This is a genomic window from Streptomyces sp. NPDC101191 (genome assembly GCF_044767915.1).
GTDB lineage: Bacteria > Actinomycetota > Actinomycetes > Streptomycetales > Streptomycetaceae > Streptomyces.
In genome coordinates, this window is record NZ_JBIWOU010000001.1 from 1,507,186 (window position 1) to 1,533,461 (window position 26,276).

Annotated in this window: 26 protein-coding genes; 10 read left to right on the top strand and 16 right to left on the bottom strand. The window is 74.9% G+C overall.

Annotated elements, in window-relative coordinates:
- Window positions 1-264: 264 nt before the first annotated feature.
- The 5 genes from ACIRQF_RS06625 to ACIRQF_RS06645 all read right to left on the bottom strand — a co-directional run bounded on the left by ACIRQF_RS06625 (window position 265) and on the right by ACIRQF_RS06645 (window position 5,457).
- Window positions 265-426, bottom strand: coding sequence for a hypothetical protein (locus ACIRQF_RS06625; protein ID WP_382483273.1), 162 nt, complete (start codon window positions 424-426; stop codon window positions 265-267).
- A gap of 50 nt (window positions 427-476) precedes the next feature.
- A complete protein-coding gene (locus ACIRQF_RS06630; RefSeq protein ID WP_376633311.1) occupies window positions 477-779 on the bottom strand; it encodes a hypothetical protein in 303 nt (100 codons plus the stop codon).
- Between the two features lie 126 nt (window positions 780-905).
- On the bottom strand, window positions 906-2,399 hold the full coding sequence (locus ACIRQF_RS06635; RefSeq protein ID WP_404089372.1) for an amino acid permease: 1,494 nt from the start codon (window positions 2,397-2,399) through the stop codon (window positions 906-908).
- 66 nt (window positions 2,400-2,465) lie between these two features.
- Window positions 2,466-4,649 carry a phage holin family protein gene (locus ACIRQF_RS06640; protein ID WP_404089374.1) on the bottom strand — a complete coding sequence of 728 codons (2,184 nt, stop codon included), beginning with the start codon at window positions 4,647-4,649 and terminating at the stop codon, window positions 2,466-2,468.
- Window positions 4,650-5,052: 403 nt separating this feature from the next.
- Window positions 5,053-5,457 (bottom strand): recombinase family protein, encoded by a 405-nt coding sequence (locus ACIRQF_RS06645; protein WP_376633316.1) that lies wholly within the window; start codon window positions 5,455-5,457, stop codon window positions 5,053-5,055.
- 147 nt (window positions 5,458-5,604) lie between these two features.
- On the opposite strand from ACIRQF_RS06645, the gene ACIRQF_RS06650 reads away from it, so the two are divergent.
- Together ACIRQF_RS06650 and ACIRQF_RS06655 are read left to right on the top strand one after the other, a co-directional pair.
- Window positions 5,605-6,384 (top strand): MBL fold metallo-hydrolase, encoded by a 780-nt coding sequence (locus ACIRQF_RS06650; protein WP_404089377.1) that lies wholly within the window; start codon window positions 5,605-5,607, stop codon window positions 6,382-6,384.
- 274 nt (window positions 6,385-6,658) lie between these two features.
- Complete coding sequence (locus ACIRQF_RS06655; RefSeq protein WP_404089379.1) at window positions 6,659-7,294, top strand: DedA family protein; 636 nt, start codon at window positions 6,659-6,661, stop codon at window positions 7,292-7,294.
- A gap of 47 nt (window positions 7,295-7,341) precedes the next feature.
- Here the strand turns inward: ACIRQF_RS06655 and ACIRQF_RS06660 are convergent, their stop codons facing one another.
- Together ACIRQF_RS06660 and ACIRQF_RS06665 are read right to left on the bottom strand one after the other, a co-directional pair.
- A complete protein-coding gene (locus tag ACIRQF_RS06660) occupies window positions 7,342-8,139 on the bottom strand; it encodes a HEAT repeat domain-containing protein (RefSeq protein ID WP_404089381.1) in 798 nt (265 codons plus the stop codon).
- 86 nt (window positions 8,140-8,225) lie between these two features.
- Window positions 8,226-9,092 (bottom strand): GNAT family N-acetyltransferase, encoded by an 867-nt coding sequence (locus ACIRQF_RS06665; protein WP_404089383.1) that lies wholly within the window; start codon window positions 9,090-9,092, stop codon window positions 8,226-8,228.
- A 429-nt stretch (window positions 9,093-9,521) separates the two neighbouring features.
- Between ACIRQF_RS06665 and ACIRQF_RS06670 the strand changes: the two genes are divergently transcribed.
- Entirely contained in the window at window positions 9,522-9,875 is a 354-nt protein-coding gene (locus ACIRQF_RS06670) for a hypothetical protein (RefSeq protein WP_404089385.1), read from the top strand.
- 113 nt (window positions 9,876-9,988) lie between these two features.
- Here ACIRQF_RS06670 and ACIRQF_RS06675 read toward each other — a convergent pair whose 3' ends face one another.
- The 3 genes from ACIRQF_RS06675 to ACIRQF_RS06685 form a co-directional block, all read right to left on the bottom strand.
- Entirely contained in the window at window positions 9,989-11,053 is a 1,065-nt protein-coding gene (locus ACIRQF_RS06675; RefSeq protein ID WP_404089387.1) for an MBL fold metallo-hydrolase, read from the bottom strand.
- Window positions 11,054-11,076: 23 nt separating this feature from the next.
- Window positions 11,077-12,384, bottom strand: coding sequence for an aminotransferase class I/II-fold pyridoxal phosphate-dependent enzyme (locus tag ACIRQF_RS06680; protein ID WP_382483260.1), 1,308 nt, complete (start codon window positions 12,382-12,384; stop codon window positions 11,077-11,079).
- Between the two features lie 186 nt (window positions 12,385-12,570).
- Window positions 12,571-13,845, bottom strand: a complete 1,275-nt coding sequence (locus ACIRQF_RS06685; protein WP_404089560.1) for a sulfite oxidase — start codon at window positions 13,843-13,845, stop codon at window positions 12,571-12,573.
- 154 nt (window positions 13,846-13,999) lie between these two features.
- On the opposite strand from ACIRQF_RS06685, the gene ACIRQF_RS06690 reads away from it, so the two are divergent.
- The 3 genes from ACIRQF_RS06690 (at window position 14,000) to ACIRQF_RS06700 (ending at window position 16,127) form a co-directional block, all read left to right on the top strand.
- Window positions 14,000-14,557 (top strand): GNAT family N-acetyltransferase, encoded by a 558-nt coding sequence (locus ACIRQF_RS06690; protein ID WP_404089390.1) that lies wholly within the window; start codon window positions 14,000-14,002, stop codon window positions 14,555-14,557.
- Window positions 14,558-14,668: 111 nt separating this feature from the next.
- A complete protein-coding gene (locus tag ACIRQF_RS06695) occupies window positions 14,669-15,244 on the top strand; it encodes a GNAT family N-acetyltransferase (RefSeq protein ID WP_404089392.1) in 576 nt (191 codons plus the stop codon).
- Between the two features lie 70 nt (window positions 15,245-15,314).
- Complete coding sequence (locus ACIRQF_RS06700) at window positions 15,315-16,127, top strand: class I SAM-dependent methyltransferase (RefSeq protein WP_404089395.1); 813 nt, start codon at window positions 15,315-15,317, stop codon at window positions 16,125-16,127.
- A gap of 713 nt (window positions 16,128-16,840) precedes the next feature.
- Here ACIRQF_RS06700 and ACIRQF_RS06705 read toward each other — a convergent pair.
- Window positions 16,841-18,925, bottom strand: a complete 2,085-nt coding sequence (locus tag ACIRQF_RS06705; RefSeq protein WP_404089397.1) for a DUF5107 domain-containing protein — start codon at window positions 18,923-18,925, stop codon at window positions 16,841-16,843.
- A 139-nt stretch (window positions 18,926-19,064) separates the two neighbouring features.
- On the opposite strand from ACIRQF_RS06705, the gene ACIRQF_RS06710 reads away from it, so the two are divergent.
- Window positions 19,065-19,397, top strand: a complete 333-nt coding sequence (locus tag ACIRQF_RS06710) for a DUF6204 family protein (protein WP_382483254.1) — start codon at window positions 19,065-19,067, stop codon at window positions 19,395-19,397.
- Between the two features lie 126 nt (window positions 19,398-19,523).
- On the opposite strand, the gene ACIRQF_RS06715 is transcribed toward ACIRQF_RS06710, so the two are convergent.
- From ACIRQF_RS06715 to ACIRQF_RS06725, 3 genes are all read right to left on the bottom strand, one after another.
- The gene (locus ACIRQF_RS06715; protein WP_404089400.1) at window positions 19,524-20,096 is read right to left on the bottom strand and encodes a GNAT family N-acetyltransferase; all 573 of its coding nucleotides are present in this window, start codon (window positions 20,094-20,096) and stop codon (window positions 19,524-19,526) included.
- 149 nt (window positions 20,097-20,245) lie between these two features.
- Complete coding sequence (locus ACIRQF_RS06720) at window positions 20,246-20,596, bottom strand: hypothetical protein (protein WP_404089402.1); 351 nt, start codon at window positions 20,594-20,596, stop codon at window positions 20,246-20,248.
- Window positions 20,593-20,841: a DUF1049 domain-containing protein gene (locus tag ACIRQF_RS06725; RefSeq protein WP_382483249.1), complete on the bottom strand. Its 249-nt coding sequence runs from the start codon at window positions 20,839-20,841 to the stop codon at window positions 20,593-20,595. Before ACIRQF_RS06725 ends, ACIRQF_RS06720 begins: the two co-directional genes overlap by 4 nt.
- 174 nt (window positions 20,842-21,015) lie before the next feature.
- Here ACIRQF_RS06725 and ACIRQF_RS06730 point away from each other — a divergent pair, with 174 nt between their 5' ends.
- Complete coding sequence (locus tag ACIRQF_RS06730) at window positions 21,016-21,765, top strand: GntR family transcriptional regulator (RefSeq protein ID WP_404089404.1); 750 nt, start codon at window positions 21,016-21,018, stop codon at window positions 21,763-21,765.
- A gap of 149 nt (window positions 21,766-21,914) precedes the next feature.
- Window positions 21,915-23,021 (top strand): adenosine deaminase, encoded by a 1,107-nt coding sequence (locus tag ACIRQF_RS06735; RefSeq protein ID WP_404089406.1) that lies wholly within the window; start codon window positions 21,915-21,917, stop codon window positions 23,019-23,021.
- 115 nt (window positions 23,022-23,136) lie between these two features.
- On the opposite strand, the gene ACIRQF_RS06740 is transcribed toward ACIRQF_RS06735, so the two are convergent.
- Window positions 23,137-24,066: an LD-carboxypeptidase gene (locus ACIRQF_RS06740; RefSeq protein WP_404089408.1), complete on the bottom strand. Its 930-nt coding sequence runs from the start codon at window positions 24,064-24,066 to the stop codon at window positions 23,137-23,139.
- On the bottom strand, window positions 24,063-26,048 hold the full coding sequence (locus tag ACIRQF_RS06745; RefSeq protein ID WP_404089410.1) for a prolyl oligopeptidase family serine peptidase: 1,986 nt from the start codon (window positions 26,046-26,048) through the stop codon (window positions 24,063-24,065). Before ACIRQF_RS06745 ends, ACIRQF_RS06740 begins: the two co-directional genes overlap by 4 nt.
- Here ACIRQF_RS06745 and ACIRQF_RS06750 point away from each other — a divergent pair.
- Entirely contained in the window at window positions 26,038-26,271 is a 234-nt protein-coding gene (locus ACIRQF_RS06750) for a hypothetical protein (protein ID WP_404089412.1), read from the top strand. The two genes, ACIRQF_RS06745 and ACIRQF_RS06750, sit on opposite strands and share 11 nt — an antisense overlap.
- The last annotated feature ends 5 nt before the right edge of the window (window positions 26,272-26,276 follow it).

Below are 26,276 nucleotides of genomic sequence, written 5' to 3' on the forward strand. Positions count from 1 at the left end.
GAGCCCGGACCCGGACCTGGGCCTGGGCCTGGGCCTGGGCCTGGGCCTGGGCCTGGCCTGGGCCTGGGCCTGGGCCCGGACTTCGGCCGGGGTCCGAGATCGGGCTGGGGCTCCGGCTTCGGCCCCGGTCCCGGCCCGGGTCCCGGCCCGGGCGGGCCGGGGAGCCGCCGACCGGCGGAACCCTTCGCGGGCCGGGAGCCCCGGTACCGGCGGAACCGGCGCGGGCCGGGACCCCCGGTACCGGAGGCGCTGGAATCCGGGCGGTCAGTCCGCCCGTCGCTCCGGTTCGGCGGACCGCTCCGGCGTGGTGCGGCCGGCGGACGGTTCCGTGGCACGTTCCCGCTCGGCGCGTCCTTCGGTGGTGCGCTCGCGGGCGGCCTCGGCGCGCAGCAGGGCGTGGAGGACGGCGTAGGGGTCGACGGGCATGGCGAAGCTCCTTGCGATGGGGGGTGAAGGGTGCGGAGGGGCCTGGCCTCTCAGCACCGCATCACCGCCGACCGGGGAGCGTCGCCCTGCGCGGACGGTACGGAGTCCGGGGCGGGGTCGCCGGCGGGCGCGGCGCGGTGTGCGGCCCGCGGCGGCGCGGGACGCCGTAGCCCGCGGACGGACGCGGTCGCCTCGCTCTCCGCGGCGTCGTGCGTCTCCCCACCCGGATCGGCGGCCGCGGAGACGGGCCGCGGCTCGGCCTCGGCGCCCGGCGTTCCCGCGCCGGCGCCCGCTCCGAGCAGCGCGGCGACTACGAGCAGCACCGCGAGCGCGAACCGGGCGAGGGGCCTCATGGAGATCCGTACTGCCCCGCGAGGACCGCGCTAGGCCGCCGGGGCGGCAGATCCGCCCGGGCGGCCTACGCCGCGGCAGCGCTTTTCACCGCACCGGGTGTCCCGGCGTCGGTGGTCGTCCCGGTGTCAGGCGGCGCGCCCCTTGCGGGCGGCCATCACCGCGTAGACGAGGACGCCGACGAAGAGGAACAGCACGCCCTGGTAGACGGCGGCGTAGCCGGAACCGGCGACCAGCCAGAGGGAGAAGCCGAAGGCGGCGAGGGCGAGCACGCCGTCGCGGACGAGGCGGGCCCGGGAGACCTTGTCGCGCTGCCCGGACAGCAGGAAGTAGATCTGGGCGGCCGTGGAGAGCAGGTACGGCACGGTGGCGGTGAAGGTGGTGACGAGGACCAGCATCTCGAAGACGCCCTGGGTGCCGGCCGTGTAGTTGTAGACCGTCAGGAGCGAGGCGAGTACGACGGTGACGACGACGCCGACCGTGGGGACTCCGCGCCGCTTGACGGTGAAGACCTTCGGGAAGAGGCCGTCGCGGGCGGCGGCGTAGGGGGCCTGGGCGCTGAGCAGGGTCCAGCCGTTGAGCGCGCCGAGGATGCTGACCATGGCCATGCAGGCGACGGCCACGCCGCCCCAGGAGCCGCCGAACATGATGTCGGTGGCGTCGGAGAACGGGGCCGTGGAGGTCACCAGCTTGTCGTGGGCGACGGTGCCGAAGACGGACAGGGTGCCGAGCAGGTAGAGCGCGGCGGCGCCCAGGGTGCCGAGGACGGTGGCGCGGCCGACGTTGCGGCGCGGGTCGCGGACCTCGCCGGCGCTGACGGCGGCGGACTCGACGCCGAGATAGCTGAAGAGCAGGATCGCGGCGGACGCCGAGACCGCGCCGAGCGGGCTGCCGCCGCTCGCCTGGAACGGCCCGAGGTTGGCGCTGTCGAAGAAGAAGAACCCGCCGACGGCGACGAGGAGCAGCGGGACGAACTTGAGTACGGTCGCGACGACCTGGACCGCGCCGACGTAGCGGGTGCCGGCCAGGTTGGCGAGGCCGGGCAGCCACTGGAAGGCGAGGGCGGCGGCGATGGTGAGGGGCGTGGACTCGTGGACGGGGACGACGACGTCGAGATAGCCGACGGCGGCGACCGCGAGGGCCGCGTTGGAGACCCAGGCGGTGATCCAGTACGACCAGGCGGCCAGGAAGCCGGCGAAGTCGCCGAAGGCGGCGCGGGCGTAGACGTAGGGGCCGCCGGTCTGCGGGAGGCGGTGGGCGAGCCGGCCGAAGACGAGGGCGAGGGCGATCGCGCCGAGGGTGAGCACGGCGAAGGCGACGAGGCTGATGGTGCCGAAGGGGGCGACGGAGGCCGGGAGGAGGAAGATGCCGCCGCCGATGATGTTGCCCATGACGAGGGCGGTCGCGACCGGCAGTCCGAACCGCCTGGCGTGCCTGCCGGGCTGCTGGTCCGGCTCCGCGTGGGGTTCGGGAGCCTTCGGTTCGGGAGCCTTCGGTTCGGGGGCGTTCGGCGCGGCGGCGTTCGGCGCGGGGACGTTCGGCGCGGGGGTGGGGGATGCAGGTGTGGGGGGTGCGGGAGTGCGGGGTGCGGGTGTGCGGGGTGCGGGGGTGGCCGTGCTCATGGGGGGTGGTGCGCCTCTCGTCGAACAAACGCCCCCATGGTCCAGAAGCTGAGACGGTGCTCCAAATCACCCGTTTTTGTCCGGCACGGCGGGCTCGTCGACCGGAAGAATCACGTCCGCATCACTCTTCGGCGGAGAAATCTCCAGCGGCACCTGCGGCCCCTCGCTCTCCCGGAGCCAGCCGCGCAGCACCTGGTGCACCTGCTCGGCGCCCACCAGGTCCCCGGGCGGGGCGGCGAACTCGCGGGGCCGGAGCAGGAAGGGGCGCCCCTGCTCGCCGCCCAGTCCGCCGTGCGAACCGATCTGCTCCTCGAAGGCGTGGACGGTGCCGGCCGCCGGGTCGTACATCGAGTTGACCATGATGTCGGCGACGTGCGGGAAGCCGTCGGTGCGCCGCACGGACGCGGCCGCGCCGGGGCCGAAGACGGCGAGCGGCCCGTCGTCGGCGAGGTCGGCGACCGGCACCTCGACCCCGTCGCGGGCGAGCACGACCGAGCCGTGCTCCTCACTCGCGACGAGCAGGAAGCCGATGCCCGGATGGTGCGCCAGGGTGCGCAGGAGCGCCGGGTGGAGCCGGTCGATCTCCTCCCGCGTCATCCGGTGCGGCACACCGGGGAAGGAGACGAGCCCGAGGTTGCCGGAGGCGAGCACCACCGGCTCGGGCGCCCGGGCCGCCGCGACGGCCGCGGCCTCCGCGCCCTCCTTCCCCTCCTCGGCCGCCGTGTCGAAGGGTCGGTGCAGCGCGCTGCGCAGTGCGTCGCGTGCCGCGTCCCTGGCCTCCGAGCCTTGCCCCGACTCCGTCCGGGGGCGCCCCCGGCGGGTCCGGCGCACCCGGCGCGGCACCGGCAGTCCGCAGCCGGCCCGCACCAGGTCGCGCAGCGTCAGCCCGTAGGCGGACTCGAAGGTCTCCCCCGGACTCTGGCCGTGGTCGGAGAGGAGCACGATCCGGTACGGGCGGGGCGCGTGCTCGGCGACCTCGGCGATCAGGGCGATCGCCCGGTCGAGCCGCGCCAGGACCTGGTCCGTGTCGGGGCCCTGCGGCCCGGAGTGGTGGGCGACCTCGTCGTACGCGACCAGGTCGGCGTAGACGGCGGTCCGGCCGGCCAGCATGTCGCCCATCACGGCCGCGACCACCACGTCCCGCTCGACGACGGTGGCGAAGGCCCGCACGAAGGGGTAGAGACCGCCGCGCGAGACCCTCGGCGAGGCACGGCGCAACCGGGCCCGGGTCGACTGGAAGAGCTCGCGGAAGACCTCGGCGACGAAGGAGCCCGCCGTACGGACGGCGTTGGCGGGGTCGGAGAAGTACGCGAAGTAGCCGGCGCGCGAGCGGTTGCGGCGGCCGCGGCGGGCGGCCATCGACAGGACGAGCGCGATCTGGTCGGCGCCGCCGCTGAACAGGTTGCCCCGTGAGGCCCCGTCGAAGGTGAGGAGCCCCCCGTCGCCGGTGCGCCCGACGGCGCGGCGCTGGAGTTCGACGGCGCTCGCCGGCCGGTTGGACACCATGAGCCGACCGGTGTCCTTCTCGTACCAGCGGAAGGCGGGCACGTCCTCGTTCGAACCGTGCAGGATGCCGAGCTGGCTGGCGCCGGTCTGGCTGGACCAGTCGGTGCGCCAGGGAACGAGGGTGTGGGTGCTCGCGAGCCAGTCGGCCACGGTGGGCATCCGACCGTCGGCGACGGCGTCGCGCAGCACGTGATGTCCGACGCCGTCGAGCTGGAGGAAGACGGTGCCGGGGACGGGTTCGGCGCCGCCCTCGCGCGCGATCCGGGGGCGCTTGCGGTCGGTGAGCCGGTAGAGGCGGCGCCGGTAGGCGTCGTCGTCGCGGACGGCGAGGGCGGTGGCCGTGGCCGAGGCGACGGCGGACATCACGGCGGCGACCACGACCGCGGTCTCGGGCGCGGCGGCGCCCCTGCCGTCGGGGACCAGCCAGAGCGCGACGAGCAGCAGCGAGCCGTTGAGGACGAACACCAACAGGCCCAGCACGAGGGCGGGTACGAGCAGCAGGGCCCGCACGATCAGCGGCCAGACCAGCGCCCCGAGCAGACCGAAGGCGCCCGCGCACCAGGCCGCGGTGAGCGCGGTCCTGGTGACGCTGTCGCCGTCGGCGGACTGGAGCTGGAAGTCGGGAAGGAGGGCGGCCAGGACGAGCAGGGTGAGCGTGGAGACCACCCAGACCGTGATCACCCGGAACAGGGCCCGTCCGGCGCTCCGCCAGCGTCCGGGGGTCCGCCCTCGCCGTTCACCCACGCCTGGTTCACCTTTCACCTGTTTCCTGCCTCAAGCGTGGCACAACGCGGGCGGGGCGGGGTGGGGCGGGACCGGAGGGGACGGGAGGGGACGGGAGGGGTGAGGGGTCAGGGGTGAGGGGGAGGTGCGAAGGGCTCCGGGGTGCGGGGCTTCTGCGGGGCGGCGTACGAGCGGTCAGGCGGGGGCGATGCGGGGGGGCGGGGGCGATGCGGGGGGGCGGAAGGCACTCCGGGCTGCTCTCCGTGTGCGCGGGCTCGCCGGGACGTCGGGACCTCGGCATCAGGCTCCGCAGGACGTCGGCGTCAGGTTCCGCGGGGTATCGGATTCCGCGGGCCGCCGGGTTCCGCGGGATATCGAGTTACGCGAGGCGTCGGGTTCCGCGGGGTATCGAGTCCGCGAGGCGTCAGGAGCCGTCGTACCCGGCGGTGGGCATGGAGAGCCGGCGGTGCACCCCGGCCTTCATCGGCGCGTCGTAAGCCGGTTCGTCGAGCCCGGTGGTCTCGAGCCGCACCCCGCGCCGCTCGCACTCGGCGAGGAACTCCGGCACGTCCGTCAACGCGCGGGCGAGGACACGCTCGTTCGGGGCGACGAAGAAGTCCACGGCGCCCTCCTCCACGTCCGCCCACAGCGCCTGGTGGTCGGGCCGCATGCCGTAGCAGAGCAACTGCCTCGTCACCACGTAACCCTTGTCATGGGCCCATCGGACGCACATGGCGTACTGGCTGCGGGTGTCGACCAGAAACGGGTCGTCGTCGAGCTCTTCGAGCGGGGTGAGGCTGGCGATCGCCGCCACCCGAACGTCGTCCATGGACCGACCCTACTGCGTCGCGGGACACCCGCGGCCCGCTTCGGTATACCAAGTGCGGGGGTGGGGTGGAAGACCGGCCACATCGGCGGCTGCGGACATTTACCCTCGTTACGGAAGGGCCATGGGTTCGGCTACGGGAAGGGTGGCGTGGCGGTGGAGGTCACCTGGTGGGGTCATGCCACGTGCACGGTCGAGGACTCCGGGGTCCGCTTCCTGACCGACCCGCTCTTCGCGCGCAGACTCGCGCATCTGCGCCGCCGCCGCGGTGCACTGCCGCCGCCCGACGCGGCGCGTGCCGAGGCCGTGCTCGTCTCGCACCTGCACGCCGACCATCTCCACCTCCCCTCGCTGGCGCGGCTCGCCCCGGGCACCCGGGTGCTCGTGCCGAGCGGCGCGCCCCGGGCCGTACCGGCACTGCGCCGGCTCGACGCCGACGGGCTGCGGCTCACGGAGCTCGGACCGGGCGACGAGGTGTCGGTCGAGGGCGTGACGGTACGGGCGGTGCCGGCGCTGCACGACGGGCGCCGTCTCCCGCTCGGCCCGCACCGCTCCCCCGCGCTGGGGTACGTGGTGGAGGGCGAGGCCCGCACCTACTTCGCCGGTGACACCGGCCTGTTCGACGACATGGCGGACGCGGTCGGCCAAGTGGACGTCGCGTTGCTGCCTGTCGGCGGCTGGGGCCCGTACCTCGGCCACGGCCACCTGGACGCGGGCCGGGCCGCCCAGGCCCTGGCCGCCCTGTCCCCGGCGGCCGCGGTCCCGGTGCACTACGGCACGTACTGGCCGATCGGCATGGACGCGATCCGTCCGCACGAATTCCACGCCCCGGGCGTCGAGTTCGTGCGCCACGCGGCGCGCCTGGCCCCGAAGGTGACGGTGCACCTGCTGGGCCACGGCGAGCGGGTCCGCCCGGAGGTCGCGCGGTGAGGAAAGCCGAGGGGCGGCGGGGAGCGAGGCCGGACGCGGGCACGGACACAAGGGCGGTCACGGGTCCGGGAACGCCTTCGCCCTCGCCTCCGCCTTCGACTACGGCTTCGACTACGGCTACGGCTACGGCTACGGCTACGGGTGCAGGGACGGGCGCCGGCAACGATGCGGATCCGGACAGGGACGCAGCCACGGGCACAGGCACGTGCACGTGCAGAGAGTCTGGAAGGGAAGCGGGAACGGGAACGGGAACGGGAACGGCGGGGGCCGCGAAGTGATCGAACGGCTCGTGGCCGCGGTGCGGGAGCTGCCGCCGGAGTCGACGCAGCAGGCCGTCGGCTATCCGTCCCTCTTCCTGCTGGTCGCGCTCGGCGCGCTGGTGCCGGTGGTACCGACGGGCGCGATCGTGAGCTCGGCGGCGGTGGTGGCGTTCCACCATTCCGCCCCGCTCGCACTGTTCTTCGTCTTCCTGACGGCCTCCTCGGCCGCGTTCCTGGGCGATCTGGCCCTGTACTGGCTCGGGCAGCGGGGCGTCAGGTCCCGCAACGGCTCACGCTGGCTCGCGGCCCTGCGTGGCCGGGCCACCCCGGAGCGGCTGGCGCAGGCGCAGGAGCGCCTGGACACCCACCAGGTGTCGGTGCTGGTGCTGTCCCGCCTGGTGCCGGCGGGCCGGATCCCGGTGATGCTGGCCTGCCTGCTGGCCGGGATGCCGTTGCGGCGCTTCGCGCGGGGCGATCTGCCGGCGTGCCTGGCGTGGGCGGCGACGTACCAGCTCATCGGCATCCTGGGTGGCTCGCTGTTCCCCGAGCCCTGGCAGGGCGTGGTGGCCGCGGTGGCCCTCACGGTCCTGATCAGCGCGGCTCCCGCCGTGTGGCGCCGTCTGCGCGGGCCAGGCCACCGAGCCTCGTAGCCCGCCGAGCGACCGCCGGACCGCCGGGCCGCTGCGCCCCGGCCTCCCTAGTCGCGGACCTCCGCCACGGCCTCCCGGACGTCGGGGTGCGGATCGGCGGCGAGTCCGTCGAGGAGGTCGGCGACGCCCGGTGTGGTCCAGCGGCCCACCGCCCAGACCAGGTTCTCCCGCACGCGGGGTTCGGGGTGGGCGGCGAGCGGGGCGAGGCGGTCGATCGGGCCCCGTCGGCGCATGCCGAACCAGTGGAGTGCCTCGGACAGCACGGCCGGGTCTCCGGGGTCGCCGGCCGCGGCGATCCTGGCGAGCAGTACGCCGACGGGCGGCGGCGGCCCGTCGAGCGGGTGCGGCAGCCGTTCGCGCAGACGCCGGCCGCCGTACTCGCCGCGCACGCGGCACCCGAAGCAGGTGCAGGGCCGCACACCGTGCGCCCCGGGTCGGTACCTCCAGCCGACCACCTGCGGCGCGGTCCGGATCCGGTGCACCTCGCGCGAGCGGATCGCCCGGGGCACGAACACCTCCCAGCCCCGCGGGTCGTCGAGCGCGGCGACGCGCCGCACTGCCTCGGCCGCGGACACGGTCGCCTGCGCCTCCCGCGCCCGGTCCCCGTAGTGCCCGACCATCACCCGCTGCTCGTCGTCGAGCCGCACATGGACGGCCACGAGGCCACCGCGGCTGCCGAAGCGGGCGAGTTCGCGCAGCCATTGGTGGGTCAGCGTGTACGACGGCAGCACGGGGAAGCAGTACACCCCTCGCGCACCGCCCTGGCCACGGGCGTCGGCTCGGATGCCGGACCGCCGGATCCGCGGGGCGTTGGCCGCGGATGTCAGGTGCACGAAGATCGCCATGTCCGCATGCTAGGCGACGTGGCGCTGCCGCCGGGCGGACGGATGGACTGGTGGGTGGGCGGACGGGCGGGCGCATCAGGGAGCGGTCATGTTGCCCGGGACAGGTCCCGGACCTCGGGACGCGGGCGGAAGCCTGCCGCTCGGTAGGTGGCGACGGCGGCACGGTTGGCACTGGGCGTGCAGACGAGCGCGCTCGACGATCCGAGTTCCCGGAGTGCGGCGGCCGCGGCGACGGAGACCGCCGTGCCGTGGCCACGGCGGCGGTGGTCCCGGTGCACGCCGACCGGTTCGAGCAGCCCGGGTCTGCCCGGGCCGGCCGACCACACCGCCACCGACGCCACCGCGTCGCCCCGGGCGTCGTACGCGAGCAGACACCGGGCGTCGGCGTACGGCGAGCCGGCCGCCATCGCGTGCCAGCGCTCGCCGGTGAACCGCGAACCGTCGAAGGCCGACCGGTGAACGGCGGCGAAGGCGTGCGCCTGCTCCGGCCCGACGACCTCGATCCGCAGACCGGGGTCCTCCACCGGCCCGGTGAGGTCGCGCCGCAGCGGCGTCCACGGCTCGTCGGTGTCCCAGCCCTCCGCGGCCAGCAGATCCTGGATCAGCGCGTCCATGGGCGCCTCGATGTTCACCCGCCCAGCCGGCAGCACACCACGCTCCGGCTCGGTCACGTCGGCGACCAACTGCCGGGCCAGCCGCTCGTCCTGACGAGCGTCCGGCGCGATCGCCAGGCGCAGCAGTCCTGGGCCGTCGAGCAGCCCGACGGCGAGCAGCCGCCCGCCCCGCCTCCACGTCCTGACCGCCGCGGCGGTCGCTTCCGCGCCGGACCGCCAGTACCAGCCCAGATCCCCCGGATTCAGCTGCGTCGGCGCCCCCTCGCACTGCCATTCCCGCAGCACGCCCACCGCCTCGCGCAGCCCGTCGACCCCCGGCATGCCCAGCACCATCGCCATGCCCCGATGACACATCACGCCGCCGCCCGCCCGCACCCGGGTTTCGACCGGGGCCCGACGGGCGGCCGGATCAGCGTTGCTCATCAGCACGTTGCGGTGGCCACGGGGAGCGAGGGGCGCCCGTCCGCCACAAGGCGACCGGGCGGGGCTGCGCCGGGGGCGTGGGGCCAGGGCCGGTACCTGCGAGGCGACGGATCATTGCCGCATGCTGCCACGCCGCGCCGCCGAGGCGCGTCTCCGAGTCGTGCGGCCCGACGCCCCTGCACCTGGGCCCAGATGAGGAGACTCCCCCTGAGGACTGTCCCGCAGCCGCCGGACGCGGAGCTGGACAGGCTCAAGAACTGCTTGGCGACCGTGTTCGTGGTGCCGGTATCGTCCGGCCTCTCGACCTGCCGCCGTACCGGCGGCCTCCGTTCAGAGAGAGATCACATGACCAGCCGGCAAGCGACGACGACCCTGTGGCGCCCCACCGGCCCCGAGGAGCTGGGTCTGGTTCGGGAGCTGAACTGGCGCGCCTGGCCGCCCCGGCTGCCTGAGCAGCCGATCTTCTACCCGGTCCTCGATGAGGACTACGCGATCAGGATCGCGCGGGACTGGAACGTGAAGCACAGCGGCGCGGGCTTCGTCACCCGGTTCGAGGTCGATTCGGAGTTCCTGCGCCGGTATCCCGTCCGACAGGCGGGCGGGCAGACGATCCTCGAGCTCTGGGTTCCGGCCGAGGAGCTGGACGACTTCAACGCCCACATCGTCGGCGAGATCCAGGTGGTCCACGAGTTCCGCTGAGGTGGGGAGGGCGTGCCGACGGGGCCCACCGGGCCGGTGTAACGATCCCGGGCGTGACCGGTGTGATCACGGCGGCGGAGCCGTCCGGAGCGCACCGTTCAGCGGACCCGTGGTCATGGACGGCACCCTGGTGGCTCTTGGTCGGTGTCGAGGGCTCGGGACGCGCCGACCGCCAGGTCCCAGAGGTTCTCGCGGGGCAGGCCCGCCTTCTCCCAGGCGGTGAGGACGCGGGTGAGGGGTTCGAGGACGGGTTCGGAGGAGAGGACGAAGGTGGCCCAGTGCATGGGGGCCATGCGGCGGGCGCCGAGGTCCTGGAAGGCGCGGACCGCTTCCTCGGGGTCGGTGTGGACGTCCCTGAGCCACCAGCGCGGGTCGTAGGCGCCGATCGGCAGCAGGGCGAGGTCGATGGCGGGATGGCGGTGGCCGATCTCGGTGAACCAGTGTCCGTAGCCGGTGTCGCCGGCGAAGTAGATCCCCCGGCCGGCGCGGTCGGTGAGGACCCAGCCGCCCCAGAGGGAGCGGCAGGTGTCGAGCAGGGTGCGCTTCGACCAGTGATGGGCGGGCACGAAGTCGAAGCGGACGCCGCTCAGTTCGGCCGCCTCCCACCAGTCGAGCTCGGTGACACGGCTGAACCGGCGGCGGGTGAACCAGCGGCCGAGCCCGGCGGGGACGAACACCGGGGTGCGGCGCGGGAGTCGCTTGAGGGTGGGGGCGTCGAGGTGGTCGAAGTGGTTGTGGCTGATGACGACCGCGTCGACCGGGGGCAGGTCCTCCCAGCGGACGCCGACGGGGGTGAGCCGGGCCGGGGTGCCGAAGATGCGGCGGGACCAGACGGGGTCGGTGAGGACGGTGAGCCCGCCGATGCGCAGTACCCAGCTGGCGTGTCCGGCCCAGGTGACGGCGAGGGTGTCGGGCCCGGCCTCGGGCAGCGGCCCGGGGGCGAACGGCAGCTGCGGGATGTCCCGCAGCCCCTCCGGTCCGGGGCGCACGGCACCCTCGCGGGCGAGCCGGGCCATGGCCCGGACACCGGGCAGCGGGGCGGTGAGCCGGTCGGCGAAGCTGCGCGGCCAGTCGTGGCGCAGCCGGCCGAGGGGCTGGAGCGCGGGTCCGGGGTGAGGGGCATGGGGGGTGCGTGCGGAGCGCGGGGCCCGGGGTGGCCGGGCCGTCTGTTCCGTCATCTCTGCGGCCTCCGTCTGTTCCGTCAACCGTTGTCGATGCGTCGCCGAACCGTCGTTGTCGCGGGGATCGCCGACTGGCCTGCCTGACCGCTCAGTTCGTCGAGGGCTGCTCCGAAGGAGCTCAACGCGCTCGCCACGTGGGGCAATTCCTCAGGTTGCCGGGATGCGAGGGATTCCGTTCGTTCCTCCTCGGTCCTTCCCAGGAAGGCCGCGGTGTCGAACCGGACGCGCAGCGCGCCGAGTTCGTCGCCGAAGCGGTGACCGCCGGGCACCGGGGTGCCGAGCCGTTCGGTGAGGTGGTTCTCCAGTTCGAGCGAGTCGGTGACGCCACGGGCCGCGAGCCCGGTGCGCAGGGGGCCGAGGTCGGCGTACACGTGCCGGCCGGCCTGTGGGGGCCGGGCGACGCCACCGGCCGCGAGCACGGCGTGGTGGACGGCCGCGGCCACCCGGCCGTGTACGTGAGCGGTCGACCGGGCGCGTGCGGTGACGTCCTCGGGTTCGTCGAGGGCGTGCGCGGCGGCCGGGGCGAACGGTCCGGGGACGAGCGCCCCGAGCGCCGTCAGGATGTCGAGGGTGCGGGCCCGCCGGTCGCCGTAGCCGTCGGCGCGCGCGGCCGTCGCGGGCGGGAATCGGGCTACGGCCAGGGGCCAGGCGGCGGGCACGAGGGCGCCGGCCAGGTCGCTGAGGACCGTGACGTCGTCGGGGCACATCTCGGCGGGGCTGAGCAGCACGGTCTCGTGGGGCCGGTGCAGGGTGTCGCGCCAGGTCTCGTCGCTGATGATGTGCAGCCCCTCGGCGACGGCCGCCTCGCAGGCCTCGCGGACGAGCTCGGGCGGGGCGACGGTGGCGGTCGGGTCGTCGGCGACGGAGATCAGCAGGAGTCGGGGGTCGCCGCCCTCGGCGCGGATCCGGCGGACGGTCTCCAGGAGCGCGTACGGGTCGGGAACGCCGCCGCACTCGGCGGGGGTGGGCACGTGGTACGCGGGACGGCCGAGGAGCCGGGCCTGCGGGGTCCACCAGGCGGGGCAGGGACGGGGCAGCAGAAGATCGCCGCCGTGGGCGGCGATCAGGGCGAGCAGGAGGGGCGGGGCGCCGGGTGCGGCGACGACGTCCTCGGCGTGCGTACGCAGTCCGCGCCGCCACCAGTATCCGGCGGCGGCCTCGCGCAGCACCGGTCCGCCACCGGGGGGTTCGGGGGCCGTTCGGTCGGCAGCGGCGGCGAGGAGCGCGGCGAGGCCGGGCAGCACGGGCAGTCCGGGCTCAGGCGCGGGCGGTCCGTAGCGCACCGGTCCGCGGCCTTCCGGGGCCGTCCGCCGCACGTCCCGCTGCATGTCCCGACCTCCAGAACCTTTTGCGCCGGCGAACCTGCCGGTCCGGCCCGACGGGGCGACGCAGGCGAAGCCTGCCCCAAGACCCTTCAGAGCCCTTTATACGGAGGTTCAGGGGGTTTCGCCGCTCGGGGCGGGGGCGTGGAGCCGTTGGTGCCCGCTGATGGACGCGGTCGTGGGGGGGGCGGGTCAGACGACGGTGACGGGATGCCGGACGACCGCGTCGAACAGATACCCCTGTGTGTTGTGCACGGCCCGCTCGGGCTGGGTGTTCCCGGCCGCGTCGGTGACCCGGGACAGCAGGGTGGCGGGCCCGGGGCCGTACGGCCGCCAGTGCGCCTGCCAGCGGACCCAGGGCTCGTGGCGGGAGGGCTGGAGGAGCCGGGCGGGCCGCCAGTGGGCGCCGCCGTCGGTGGAGACGTCGACCCGGCGCACGGGGGCGTGGGCGGACCAGGCGCGGCCTGCGAGCCGGTACGGGCGGCCCGTCTCCAGATGGGCGCCGAAGGGCAGTTCGTACGCGCTCTTGAGGGTCTGGCGGGTGAGCGGGGCGCTGCCGCCGGGCGGGTGGGCGGGGCCGAAGAGCCGGTAGTAGTCGGTCGACCAGGGCGAGGCGAGCGGGGTGCGGGACACCTCGATGTCGCCGAGCCATTTGATGGACGCGATGCCGACCCAGTGCGGCACGACGAGCCGTACCGGGTGCCCGTGGTCGTACGGGAGCGGCTCGCCGTTCATCTCGTACGCGAGGATCACGTCGTCCAGCGCCTTGGTGACGGACATCGGGCGCCGCACCCGCCCGAGATCGACGCCCCCGGTGACGTACGGGTCGTCGAGGCCGCGTGGCTGGACGTCGACGGCGTCGGCGGCGATGCCGGCCAGCCGCAGCACGTCGGAGAGCCTCGCGCCGCGCCAGCGGGCCGCGCCGATCGCGCCGAGGGTCCAGGGCGTGCCGCTGACGACCTCGCCCTGCTGGGTGGCGTACAGGCTGCGGCCGTTTCCGGCGCACTCGATCAGGGCCGTGCGGGTGACGGGCGGCAGGTCGCGCAGCTGCCCGTACGTGAAGTGGACGGGCGTACGGCCGTGCAGGCCGTCGCCCCAGACGGTGAGGCGCCAGTCGGCGGCGTCGAGAACGGGCGTGGAGGTGTGGTTACGGACGAAGAAGCGTTCGACGGGGGTGAGGAGCCCGGTGTCCTCGAAGGTCTCGTAGCGCGCCTCCGCGTTCGTGCCGCGAAGGGTGAAGTACTCGGGCGGGAGCGGTTTGACGATGCCGGGCGCCGCGGTGGGGGTGGGCGTGACGGTTCGCTCGGCGATTCCTGGACCGGCGACGCTTCCCGTGCCACCGGTGGCGGTGGTGTCGACCGCGCGCGCGGCGGCGGACGGGACCCCGAGGGCGGACAGCACGGGAGCGGCGGCAAGCGCCTTCAGGAGGGTACGGCGGGCGGGCACGGGCGGTCGTCTCCTCGGCAGGTCGGGAGCGGGTCGGCCACACCTTAGGGGCGGGGAGGGCTCGGGGACGGGGCGTTCACGGTCCTGTCATATGAGTGCCCGTCAGATCAGGGGGTGGCGCGAGTCGCCTCCGGGTCGGCGTCGGCTCCGGGCGGGGAGCCGGGAGACTGTACCGATGCGCACATACGAGCCGAACCGCGTCGCCGCCGTCCCCCTGCGCGGCGCCCGCCTGGACCTGGAGCCGCTGCGGCTCGATCACGCGGCCGAGATGGCCGAGGCCCTCGCCGACCCCGCCCTGCACGCCTTCATCGGCGGCGCCCCGCTCGCGGAGCCGGAGCTCCGGGCCCGCTACGAGCGCCTTCTCGCCGGCCCGCCCGATCCGAAGACGACGTCCTGGTGCAACTGGGTGCTGCGACTGCGGGAGCCCGGCACGGCGGTCGGCACCGTACAGGCCACGGTGGTGCCGGACGGCGCCGAGATCGCCTGGGTGGTCGGTGCACCGTGGCAGGGGCGCGGCCTGGCGCGGGAGGCGGCCGCGGTCCTGGCCGGCCACCTGCGGGAGCTCGGCGCGCCGAGACTCGTGGCGCACGTACACCCGGAGCACCACGCCTCGGCGGCGGTCGCCGAGGCGGCGGGCCTGGCGCCGACGGAGGAGTTCGAGGACGGGGAGCGGCGCTGGGAGTGGCGCGCGGAGGAGCCGGGGAGGGCCGTCACGCCGGACTCGCGGGGGTGACGAGCCGACCGTGGGCGGGAGGCGCCGCTGCGGGACGGCGGCCGTTCTTCGTCGGCGTGACGCCGGATATGCCATGGCCCCGGTGGCCGGGCGCGGCCCAGAATGCCGCCCATGTCGATTCGCCGAGCGCTCCCTTCCGACGCCGCCTCCCTCGCGGCCGTGCACGTCCGTTCCTGGCGGGCGGCCTACCGGGGCCTCGTCCCCGACCCCTACCTGGACGGTCTCGACATCGCCGAGCGTGCCGAGGTGTGGCGCGAGCGCCTGGCGGGGCCCGGTGCTCCCGTCGTGACGGTCGCGGAGGACGAGGGCGGGGCGATAGCGGCGTTCTCCAGCTTCCGGGCGTGGCCCGCGGACGGGGAGACGGCCGACGGGTCGGGAGGGCGAGGAGGCGAGCCTCTCGTCCCGTCGGCCACGGCGGAGCTCTCCGCGCTGTACGCCGTCCCGGAGGCGTGGGGACGAGGGGTGGGGCGGGCGCTGCTCGCGGCGACGGTGGACGGCATGCGCGAGGCGGGTTTCCGGAAGGCCGGGCTGTGGGTGTTCGAGGAGAACCCACGGGCCCGCGCGTTCTACGAGCGGGCCGGCTGGCGCCCCGACGGTACCGCCGTCACGGAGGACACGGGTGGACGCCTCCTCACGGAACTCCGGTACGGAATAACCCTGTTCACGGAACCGTTGTCCGCATCCTGAGAACGGGGTCTCATATTTCGAGTGGGCGGCGTACGGTGATCCCACGCACCCACACCAAGGGAGTCCGGTCATGTCGCCTGCCGAAACCGCCGTCTACACCCACGGGCACCACGAGTCGGTCCTGCGGTCGCACACGTGGCGCACGGTGGAGAACTCCGCCGCCTATCTGGTCCCCTCGCTGCACGCGGGACTGGACGTGCTGGACGTGGGCTGCGGGCCGGGCACGATCACGGCCGACCTGGCTGCACGGGTCGCTCCGGGGCGGGTGACGGCAGTGGACGCGGCCGAGGACGTCCTGGTGAAGGCCCGGGCGGTCGCGGCCGAACGGGGCCTGGGGAACGTGGAGTTCGCCGTCGCCGACGTCCACGCCCTGGACTTCCCCGACGACTCCTTCGACATCGTGCACGCCCACCAGGTGCTGCAGCACGTCGGTGACCCGGTGCAGGCACTGCGCGAGATGCGGCGGGTGTGCCGGCCGGGCGGTGTGGTCGCCGCCCGCGACAGCGACTACGGCGCGTTCACGTGGTTCCCGGCCCATGCCGGCCTGGACCGCTGGCAGGACCTGTACCGGAAGGTGGCCCGCTCCAACGGCGGCGAACCCGACGCCGGCCGCCGCCTGCTGTCCTGGGCGCACGAGGCGGGCTTCGCCGACGTCACTGCCTCGGCCGGCGTGTGGTCCTTCGCAGGACCGGACGAGCGGACCTGGTGGAGCGGCATGTGGGCCGACCGCACGACCGGCTCGGGCTACGCCCGCCTGGCCGTGGACGGCGGCCACGCGACCCGCGAGGAGCTCACCGAGATCGCCGGGGCGTGGCGCACCTGGGGCGAGGAACCGGACGCGTGGTTCATGGTCCCGCACGGCGAGATCCTGTGCCGGGCGTGAGGAGGGGCGCGTAGCCCTCTCTGCTGCACGGGGAAGGGCCGCGGGGCGACGACCCCGTCGTCCGTGACAGGACGGCCTCGGATCCGTCCGTGACAGGACGGGCCTCGGCTCCGTCCGTCAGTGACAGGACCGGCCTCGGCTCCCCCTCCGACGGCTGGAGGGCGGGACTCCCGCCCCGCCCTCTAGCGGCCGAGGCGGGACACGCGGCTCCCCCTCCAGCGCCCGAGGCGGAACCGCGGCTCCCCCTCCAGCAGCCCACGCCGGACGCCCGCCTCCGGCGCCCGAGGCGAGACGCAGGACGCGGGACGCGCGCCTCCACCCCGATCTGCCGGGGCCGGTCAGGGTGGCCGGCCGTGAGCCGCCGGGGCCCGGCAGGTCGGCCCAGCCCGAGCCGCCCGAGCTGCCGCGGGGTCGGTCACGGCCCGCCCCAGGCCGCCGGGGCCCGGCAGGGGTCGGCCCCCCACCCGCCCGAGCTGCCACGGGGTCGGTCAGTCGGCCCGCCCCAAGCCGCCGGGCCCGGCAGGTCGGCCCACCCCGAGCCGCCCGGGCCCGGCAGGTCGGCCCCACACCGAGCCGCCCGGGCCGGATAGGTCAACCCTCCCCCGGCGCCCGGCACCGAGGACGTCAGTCGTCCCCTTGGCGACCGCCGCAGGTGCCTGCTCGGCCCGGCAGTCGGCGCCCGGCGGGTCAGCTCGGCCCCGACCGCGGGTGTGTCAGCTCGGACGCATCCTGAAGTCGTAGGCGGCCGGGAGGGGTTCGTCCGTGATGCGGGACCAGAGGTTGCCCAGTTCCTCCGCGCCCTCGCGTAGGTCCGGGACCTCGAAACCCGCGTCGAAGACGGCGCGGGCTTCGCCCTTCCGTCCCTCCGCGAGCAGCAGCCGGGCCTCCAGATGGCGGAAGGCCCCGCGGGCGCGCACGTCCTCCGGGAGCCGGGACAGCACGCCGCGCGCCTCTGCCACGCACCCCGTCTCCAGGAGTACGGAGACCGCCTCGCGCCCGAGGGCCGCGGTGACGACGGGGTCGCCGCCGTACTGCTCCTCGAAGGCCTCCGCGTAACGCTCGGCCGCCCGCTTCGGGTGACCGCCCTCCCGGTCGGCGACGGCCAGGCAGTAGAGCAGGGGCCAGCGGGCCGCCGCGTTCTTCAGGCCACGCTCCCAACTGCGGACCGCCTGGGCCAGATCGCCCGCGGCCCACTGGGCGATGCCCAGGTGGTACTCGGTGACCGCGTCCGCCGGAGCGGTCTCCAGCATGTCCCGCCACGCGTCGGAGACGAGCGTCGCCCCGGGGCGTGCGGGTGCTGTGACCTTCGCCGCGACGCCGTCGCCCCCGTCCGCGCCCGCGTCCGCGTCCGCGTCGGCATCCGGAAGTGCTCCCGTGCGCAGGAGGGCCAGCCAGGGGCGCTGCTCCTCCCCCAGCAGCTCCTCGGGGAACGGCGTGCCGGGCAACTCGTATCCCCCGCGCAGTACTTCGAGGGCGCCCCAGCCCGACCCCGTGGCCAGCGACGGTCCCGGCTCGGCGTCGGCGGCGACGGCCCGCCACTGCTCGTAGGCGGCGTCGACCTCGGCCCGGGGCAGCACCGCCTCCAGCGCGTCCTCGACGCTCGCGCGGGCGACCGCCCAGTCGGGGCCGTGCGCCGCGGCCGGGTCGGCGGTCAGTGGGCCGTACACCTCCAGCCAGGAGACCTCCTCCCCCGCCTCGAGGGGCGGATGCTCCAGCTGGGTGCGGGCGAGTCCGCCCTGGATCTCGGCGTAGCCGGGGGTGCCGGGCTCCGTGAGCCACTCCTGCCAGCGCCGCCCGCCCCGCCCGGTCCCCCACAGGAACAGCTTCCGCCCGAGCAGCCCGTCCGTGGAGGTCTGCACGAGGCCGTCGCCGCGCTCGTCGAGGGCGGCGATCCAGCGCCGCTGCCCGTCCGGCAGGGCGTAGAAGTAGTCGGCGGCGTGGGTGCTCCGCAGCGGGTACGTGCGGTCGGTGCCGTCCGCGGTACGCGGCACCGGGACGCGGCGCAGGGCGTGCTCGTACCCGAAGTGCCAGGCCTCGTCCGCGGGAGCGAGGACACGGCGGTCCTCGGGGACGGCGGTGTTGGACCACCAGTAGCAGGGCACGGCCCTCTCGTGCGGGTTGCGGATGCGGATGCCGACGCGGAGGTGCTCGGCGCCGTCCGGAAGCCACAGGTCGACCTGGAACGGCAGGTCGCGAAGCCGTTCCCATTCCCACAGGCGCAGCATCCGGCCTCCGTCGGGCGCGGGGACGACCGCCGCGTGCAGGGGGGCGCAGGAGAGGGTGGAGTGGCCGCGGGCGCCGATGTTCCACTCGATGCCGCCGGAGAACCAGGCGCCGTTGAGGGCGAAGGCGGCGGGCTGCAGCACCGGGTTGCGGTAGAGGAGTTCGCGGCCGGTCGGCTTGTGGAGGAGCGAGTGGACGCGTCCACCGAGCCCGGGAAGGACCGTGACGCGCAGCAGCTCGTTCTCGATCTCGATCGTGTCGAGGACGGTGGGAACGCGCTCACGCCCGTAGCCGTCGCGTACCCGGGCGGGCAGCAGCGTGCGCAGCGGCGCACGGCCGAGCTGCCGGGCCATGTCGCGCGGGATCCGGTCGCGGTCGCGCCCGTCGACCCCGGGGATCGGGTGCGTCGGGTGCGTCGGGGGCAGCGCAGGGGCTGCGGGGACCGTGGGGGCTCCGTTTGCGGCGCCGGTCGCACCGCCGCCGAGCAGACGGAGGGCGGGCAGGGGGTTGTCCGGGCCCAACTGCGCCGCGGGCAGGGTGAGTACGGCACGTCGTACGGTCGTCATGTCGACCATGGAACACGGCGGAACCACCGCTGGCCAGGGGCTGGAACAACGGCTCTGGGGAGGCTTGACCCGGAAATTCCGTTGCGGTGCGAAGGGGCCGCCCTAGGGTGGATCCGTTACGGATGCACGGCGCGGAGGGGCACAGGGAATGAGCGAGCAGCACACCTACCGGGTGATCGTCCGAGGGACGTTCGACGGACTGTCGGAGGAGAGCCGGACCCGGCTGCTCGCCGAGGTCGACGAGCACGGGCTCTCGGCGATGCAGTTCACGGAGGAGGGCTCCCTCGCCTACGACCGGAGCCTGAAGCACTTCTCGTACCGCCTGATCGTCGTCTCCGACGCGACGGACGGCGAGGAGATGGCGGGCGCGATCGCGGAGGACCGCGTGGAGCAGGCCCTGAAGCAGCTGGGGCACGGCCATGCGGGCCTGAAGTCGAAGGTCACGGACATGGACACGATGAAGATCAACTACAAGCGCTGATCGTCCGGGGCGGAGGCACGTCCGGGCGGGCGTACGTGCGGGCGTCCGGGCGCCCGGACGGGTGTGCCCGGGCGGGCCCGGACGGGCGGGCGTCCGGTCGGGCGGGACGGTGCGACGCCGCCCGGCCTACGCGACCGCCGCGCTTCCGGCCCCGCGCCCGGCCCCGTCTGCCGTGATCGCCCAGCGCTCGTGGTCCCGCCAGGCGCCGTCGATGAACAGCATCGCGGGCGAGAAGCCCTCCAGCCGGAAACCGGCGCGGCGGACCAGTGCGCGGGAGGCGGTGTTGCGGGGCTGGATGTTCGCTTCCAGCCGGTGCAGGCCGAGTGGCCCGAAGGCGTACGCGAGAACGAGGCCGAGGCCCTCGGACAGCAGCCCGCGTCCGGCGGCGTGCGCGAAGGCGCCGTAGCCGAGGGCACCGGAGAGGAAGGCGCCCCGCACGATGTTGTTGATGTTGACGAACCCGGCGATCCGCCCGTCCGCCCGCTCGCAGACGAGGAACCCGGTCCGCGTCGGTTCCGCGATCAACAGCCGCGCGTAGGCCTGGTACGCCTCCACCGTCTGCGGGGGAAACAACCACGGCGCGTGCAGCTCGCGGCTCTCGCGGGCGCGGGCGGTGAACTCCTCCGCGTCGTCGAGCGAGAACGGCCGCAGGCCGACGCGGGGCCCGACAGAGAGATACGCCCCGAGATCGTCACGCATCCCCCCAGGCTAACGACCCGCCGGCCCCGACCGGCGCGAGACTGCGCCCACCAGGGTCTGCCGTGAAGCCGATACCTTGCGGTGATCATGGCGCGCGAAGGCGTTCACCGCGCGAGCCCCGCGCGGCGCTCACCCGCCTCCGGTGGGGGTCAGCGGCGGGCTGCTGTCACTCGGGCCGGGCACGCCTCGCCCTTCTTCGCGACCCCCACCACCACCCGCCCCCGAACCCCCCGCGCCGCCCCCGGCTCGGGATGCTGGGTGCAGACGCGCCAGTGAGGTGGCCACAGGACCCGCCGGTCGCCGCCGCCCACGTCGTGGACGTCGAGCCGTGTCCGTGGGTCGAGCGCGGTGAAGACCCGCCACAGGCCCTTGCCGAGGAGATCCGGCATGGCCTGCTCCCCGCCCTCCTCCTCCGCCCCGGCCACCGATTCCGCCGAGCTGACGGCCACCGCCGCGAGCGCGAGGGCCACAGCCGCGCCGAGGACGGTCGCGCGCTTCACCTGGTCCTCCGGTGGGCGGCGTAGAAGCCGCAGACCGCACCGAGCAGCGTGGTCGCGAGCAGGGCGAGGCAGAGCGGCGTCGAGACCTCCGCGGTCAGCAGCCTGATCCGTACCTCGCGGGTGTTCTCGAAGACGAGGACGAGCGTCAGGACGGCGACCGCGGCGAGCGTGATCCGGCCAGGGGTGACGACCCCGCCCGCCCGGGCCTCGCCCGTGGTCGCGGTCGCTGTCTCCTTGGGACTCATGGCCGGCCCTCTCCTCCGTCGTCCGTCCCCCCAGGATGGGCCGATTCCGGCAACTCGGCGGCGGTGGAAGCGGCCGTACGAGTGACTTGTCAGACAAGGCGGGGCGACTACGGTAGACGTGAGCAGGGGCAAGGCAACGCGCGAGCAGCACGAGCACGAGCACCAGGAGGATCCGTGGCAGCCGGCGGACAGCAGCGGCGACCCGTCGTCGCGCTCTACGAACGGATCGCGGACGCCATCCACGACGGCACCTACCCCCCGGGCTCCACGCTGCCCTCCGAACCCAAGCTCGCGGGCGAGCTCGGCGTGAGTCGGCCGGCCCTCCGCGAGGCCCTGCTGCTGCTCCAGGAGGACGGGCTCCTCACGGTACGGCGCGGGGTCGGCCGTACCGTCAACGCGCACCCGCCGAGGCGCGGTTTCGAGCACGTCCAGGCCCTGGAAGAACTGCTCGGAGCGGGCGCGCCGCTGCGGGTGCGGGGCCTGCTCCGCTCCGTGGAGGAACCCACCGACTTCACCACCCAGCACCTTCTGGCCCCGGCCGGGGCCGAGCTCCGCTTCTGGGAGTCCGTACTGGCCGGAGAGGCCGGACCGGCGGCGCTCAGCCACGAGTGGGCGGCCGCCGACGAGGTGCTGAACCGCGCCCATCCGGCGTTCGCCGAGGCTCTGCGGGCGCCCTCGGCGCCGGAACGCACGTCGATGCTGGCGGTGCTCGCCGGAGCCTCGCGAGGCGTGCCGCTGGCCGCGCACAGTGCGGTCACCGCCACCCTGCTCGGACGGCGCCGGGGTGAACAGCTGGGCCGTTCCGCGGACACCCCCGCGGTCCTGGTCACCCAGGTCGTACGGGTCGACGGGACCCCGGTTCTGGCGGCCAAGCACATGCTCCCGACGGGCGCCCCGGCCCTCCCGGTGCTCCAGTCGAACTGACGGCACCGCGCACACCCCTCCGGCGCACTCCCCACGCGGTGCGCCCCCGCCCCTTGGCGCCTCTACCCCACCCCCTCCCCCTCCCCCGTCCCGCCCCTGTCATCACCGTCACACCGCCACCCTCCCCATGTGGCGTACACTTCCCGGCCATGCACTTGTCTGACAACCCTGCCGCCGCCCCTGCCCCCACCTCCGCCGCCGTCGCCGACTGGATCCGGCGGGCGCCCAAGGCCGTCCTGCACGACCACCTCGACGGTGGGCTGCGGCCCGCCACGATCGTCGAGCTGGCGCGGGCCTGTGGGTACACCGGGCTGCCCACCGAGGACCCGGCCGAGCTGGCGGTCTGGTTCCGGGACGCCGCCGACTCCGGTTCGCTGGAGCGGTACCTGGAGACGTTCGCCCACACCTGCGCGGTGATGCAGACCCGCGGGGCCCTGGAGCGGATCGCGGCCGAGTGCGCCGAGGACCTGGCCGCCGACGGGGTCGTCTACGCCGAGATCCGTTACGCCCCCGAGCAGCACCTCGAGGGCGGCCTCACCCTCGACGAGGTCGTCGAGGCCGTGAACACCGGCTTCCGCGAGGGCGAGCGCCGGACCGGCGGCCGGATCACCGTCCGCACCCTCCTCACCGGCATGCGGCACACCGACCGCTCCCTGGAGATCGCGCAGCTCACGGTCGCCCACCGGGACAACGGCGTGGCGGGCTTCGACATCGCCGGCGGCGAGATCGGCAACCCGCCGGCCCGTCACCTGCCCGCCTTCCAGCACCTGAAGCGGGAGAACTGTCACTTCACGATCCACGCCGGCGAGGCCGTGGGCGCGGAGTCCATCCACGAGGCCGTCCAGGTCTGCGGCAGCGAGCGGATCGGTCACGGCGTGCGGATCACCGACGACATCGCCGAGGACGGCACGCTGGGCCGGCTGGCCTCGTACGTCCGCGACAACCGCATCGCCCTGGAGGTCTGCCCGACCTCCAACCTCCAGACGGGCGCGGCCAAGGACTACGCCTCGCACCCGATCGACGAGCTGCGCCGCCTCGGCTTCCGGATCACGCTCAACACGGACAACCGGCTGGTCTCCGGCACCACCATGAGCGAGGAGTTCCAGCACATGGCGGACGCCTTCGGCTACGGCCCGGAGGTCTTCGAGGAGTTCACCGTCGCCGCCGTCGAGGCCGCCTTCCTCCCGCTCCCGGAGCGCCGCCGCCTCATCGACGAACTGATCCGCCCGGGCTACGCGACCCTCGCCACCCGTTAGTCCCTGTCGGGCCGGGGCGTCGGGCCGCGGCGTCTACGGGGACCTCCCTCGTACGCCCCGCACCGCCCGGGCGCCCCGTCCCCCGACCGCCCCGCCTCCCGCCGTTCCCGGCCCCTCAGATCAGCGCCGGTACGTCCAGCGTGAGCGTCGCCGACTCCGTGTCCAGGACTGCCGGCAGACCCAGGGGGATCGTCGGAGCGCTCTCGTGGTGGCCGAAGCCCAGCTGTTCCAGCACCGGGATGCCCAGGGTGCCGAGGCGGTCGAGCAGCACGGCGCGCACGCCCTCGTACGGGCCGCACTCCTCCCAGGAGCCGAGGCCGACGCCGGCGACACCGTCCAGCCAGCCGGAGCGCAGGAGTTGGGTGAGCATGCGGTCGAGGCGGTACGGCTCCTCTCCCGTGTCCTCCAGGAGGAGCAGGCCGCCTCGGGCGGAGCGTCGGGCGAGTGGGGTGCCGAGCTCGGCGGCGAGCAGGGAGAGGCAGCCGCCGAGGGTGACGCCGTGGGCGCGGCCCGGGACCAGGGCGCGGGCGGTCTCCAGGCCCAGGGTGCGCACGGACTCGGGTTCAAAGAGCGTGGCGCGCAGGGACTCCTGGGTGCGGGCGTCCTTGAGGAAGGCCGCGGCGGCGACCATCGGACCGTGCAGGGTGGTCAGGCCGAGGCGGACGGCGAAGGCCTCGTGGAGGGCGGTGACGTCGCTGTAGCCGACGAACACCTTGGGGCCCGCGGCCCGTATCGCGGTCCAGTCGACGAGGTCCACCATCCGCTGGGCGCCGTAGCCGCCGCGGGCGCACAGGACCGCGGAGACGGACGGGTCGCACCAGGCCTCGGTGAGGTCGCGGGCACGGTCGGCGTCCGTTCCGGCGAGGTGGCCGAGGGTGGGGTGGGCGTCGAGGACGTGCGGGGCGACGACGGGGTCGAGGTCCCAGCCGCGCAGGATGTCGAGGCCTGCCCGGAGGCGGTCCTCCGGGATGGGGCCGCTGGGGGCGACGACGGCCACGCGGGCGCCGGGGCCGAGTCGGCGGGGGCGGAGCAGCTCCGGTGTCATTTCCTCAGCTCCAGCCGGGGGACGTCGGACCGTTCGATGCCGAAGGTCTGGGCGTACAGGGAGAGTTCGGCCTCCAGGCAGCGGACCATCGTGTCGGCCCGTCGGAAGCCGTGCGCCTCGCCCTCGAAGGAGAGGTAGGCGTGGGGCACGCCCCGGCCGGCCATCCGGGCGAGGAAGCGCTCGGCCTGGGCGGGCGGGCAGATGACGTCGTCCAGGCCCTGCAGCAGCACGAAGGGGGCGGTGATCCGGTCGACGTGTTCCAGCGGGGAGCGGTCCCGGTAGCGGGCGGGGACCTCGTCGAGGGGGCCGATGAGCGACTGCGGGTACTCCGACTCGAAGTCGTGGGTCTCGCCGTCGGCCCAGGCGGCGGGGTCGAGGATGGGGTAGACGATCGTGCCGCAGGCGTAGACGTCGCTGTGGACGAGCGAGGCGGCGGTGGTCCAGCCGCCGGCGCTGCCGCCGCGGATGGCGAGGCGGGCGGGGTCGGCCGTGCCCTCGTCGGCGAGGGCACGGGCCACGGCGGCGCAGTCCTCGACGTCGACGACGCCCCACTGCTCGCGCAGCCGCTCGCGGTACTCCCGTCCGTAGCCGGTGGAGCCGCCGTAGTTGACCTCGGCGACGCCGATGCCGCGGGAGGTGAAGTAGGCGATCTCCAGGTCGAGGACGAGCGGGGCGTGTCCGGTGGGGCCGCCGTGCGCCCAGATCACGTAGGGCGGGAGGCCGTCGCCGGGGGCGGTGCGGTCCGGGTTATGGGGCGGGTAGACGTGGGCGTGGATCTCGCGGTCGTCGGGGCCGGTGAAGCTGCGGATCTGTGGTTCGGGGTAGTAGGAGGGGTCCACCGGGTCCTCGTGCGGGCAGCCGACGACCCGGGCGTGCCCGGTGCGGATGTCGAGTTCCACCACTTCGTAGGCGCTGCGGGGGCTGGCGGCGACGCCGACGACGCGGGGGCCGTGCACGGCCAGGGTGGCGGCCCACTCGGTCCAGGGGCCGGCGGCGTCGACCAGTTCGCCGGTGTCGGGGTCGAGTATCCCGAGCGCGGTGGCGCCCTTGCCGTGGACGACGGCGATCAGTCCGCCGTCCAGCGGCTGGAACCAGCTGAGGCCGATCTTCCACAGCGCGCCGCCGAACTCCTCGGGGCGTGGGCAGATCGCCACCGGTGCGCCGTTCTCGGCGCTGCGGTAGAGGTTCCACCAGCCGCTGCGGTCGCTGAGGTGGAGGAGCTGCCCGTCGTGGGTCCAGCCCACTTGGGGCACGGACTCCTCGGGTCCGCCGGCGACCGTGCGCGGCCTGTCGAAGGTACCGTCCTCGGTGACCTCGGCGAGGAGGACCTCGGTGCCGTCCCAGGGCATGCGGGGGTGGTCCCAGGCGATCCAGGCGGCCTGCCGTCCGTCGGGCGAGAGCCGGGGGCCGGTGACGAAGCGGTGGCGCCCGTCGGTGAGTTCACGGACGCGGGAGCGGTCCTCGGCCGCGGAGCCGTCCAGGGGGACGGCGGCGATGACGCGGCGCACGTCGGTGGGTCCGGGGCCGGTGAACTCTTCGAGGACGCACCAGACCTCGCCCTGTTCGGGCCGGAGGACGGGGTCGACCCAGCGCAGGCCGCCGCCGATGCCGGAGACGGGGGTGAGGGGGCGCGGGGCGGCACCGTCGGCCGCGTCGGGCTCGTACGCGTAGAGCCGCTGGTCGGGAAGGTGGCAGAAGACGACGAGCGCCGTGCCGTCCGCGCGCACGGTGCCGGCCCAGGGCTGGCCGCCGTACTCGATGACGCGGCTGCGTACGTTCCAGGGCGCCGGCAGGACCGACTCCTCGGTGCCGTCGTCGCGGCGGCGCACCAGGGCACGCCGGCCGCCTTCCGCGGGGCGCGGGGCGGTCCACCACACCTCGTCCCCGACGAACCCGACGTGGTCGGGCCGTCCGTCGTGGGCGGCGGCGAGCTCGGCGCCGATGGGTGACGGCCAGCTGCCGTAGGCGGCCGTGGGTGCCATCAGGTTCCCCCTGTACGGGTCGTGCGGGCGTGACGTGCGGTGGTGCCGCGGGGCGGGCCCGGGCCGGGCCTGGCTGGACCGGGCCTGGCTGGGCTGGGCCTGGCTGGGCTGGGCCTGGCTGGGCTGGGCCTGGCTGGGCTGGTCCTGGCTGGGCCGGGCCTGGCTGGGCCGGGCTGGGCCGGGCCGGCCGCTCAGGATCGGGTCCGGCCCTGGGCGGGCCTGACGGTT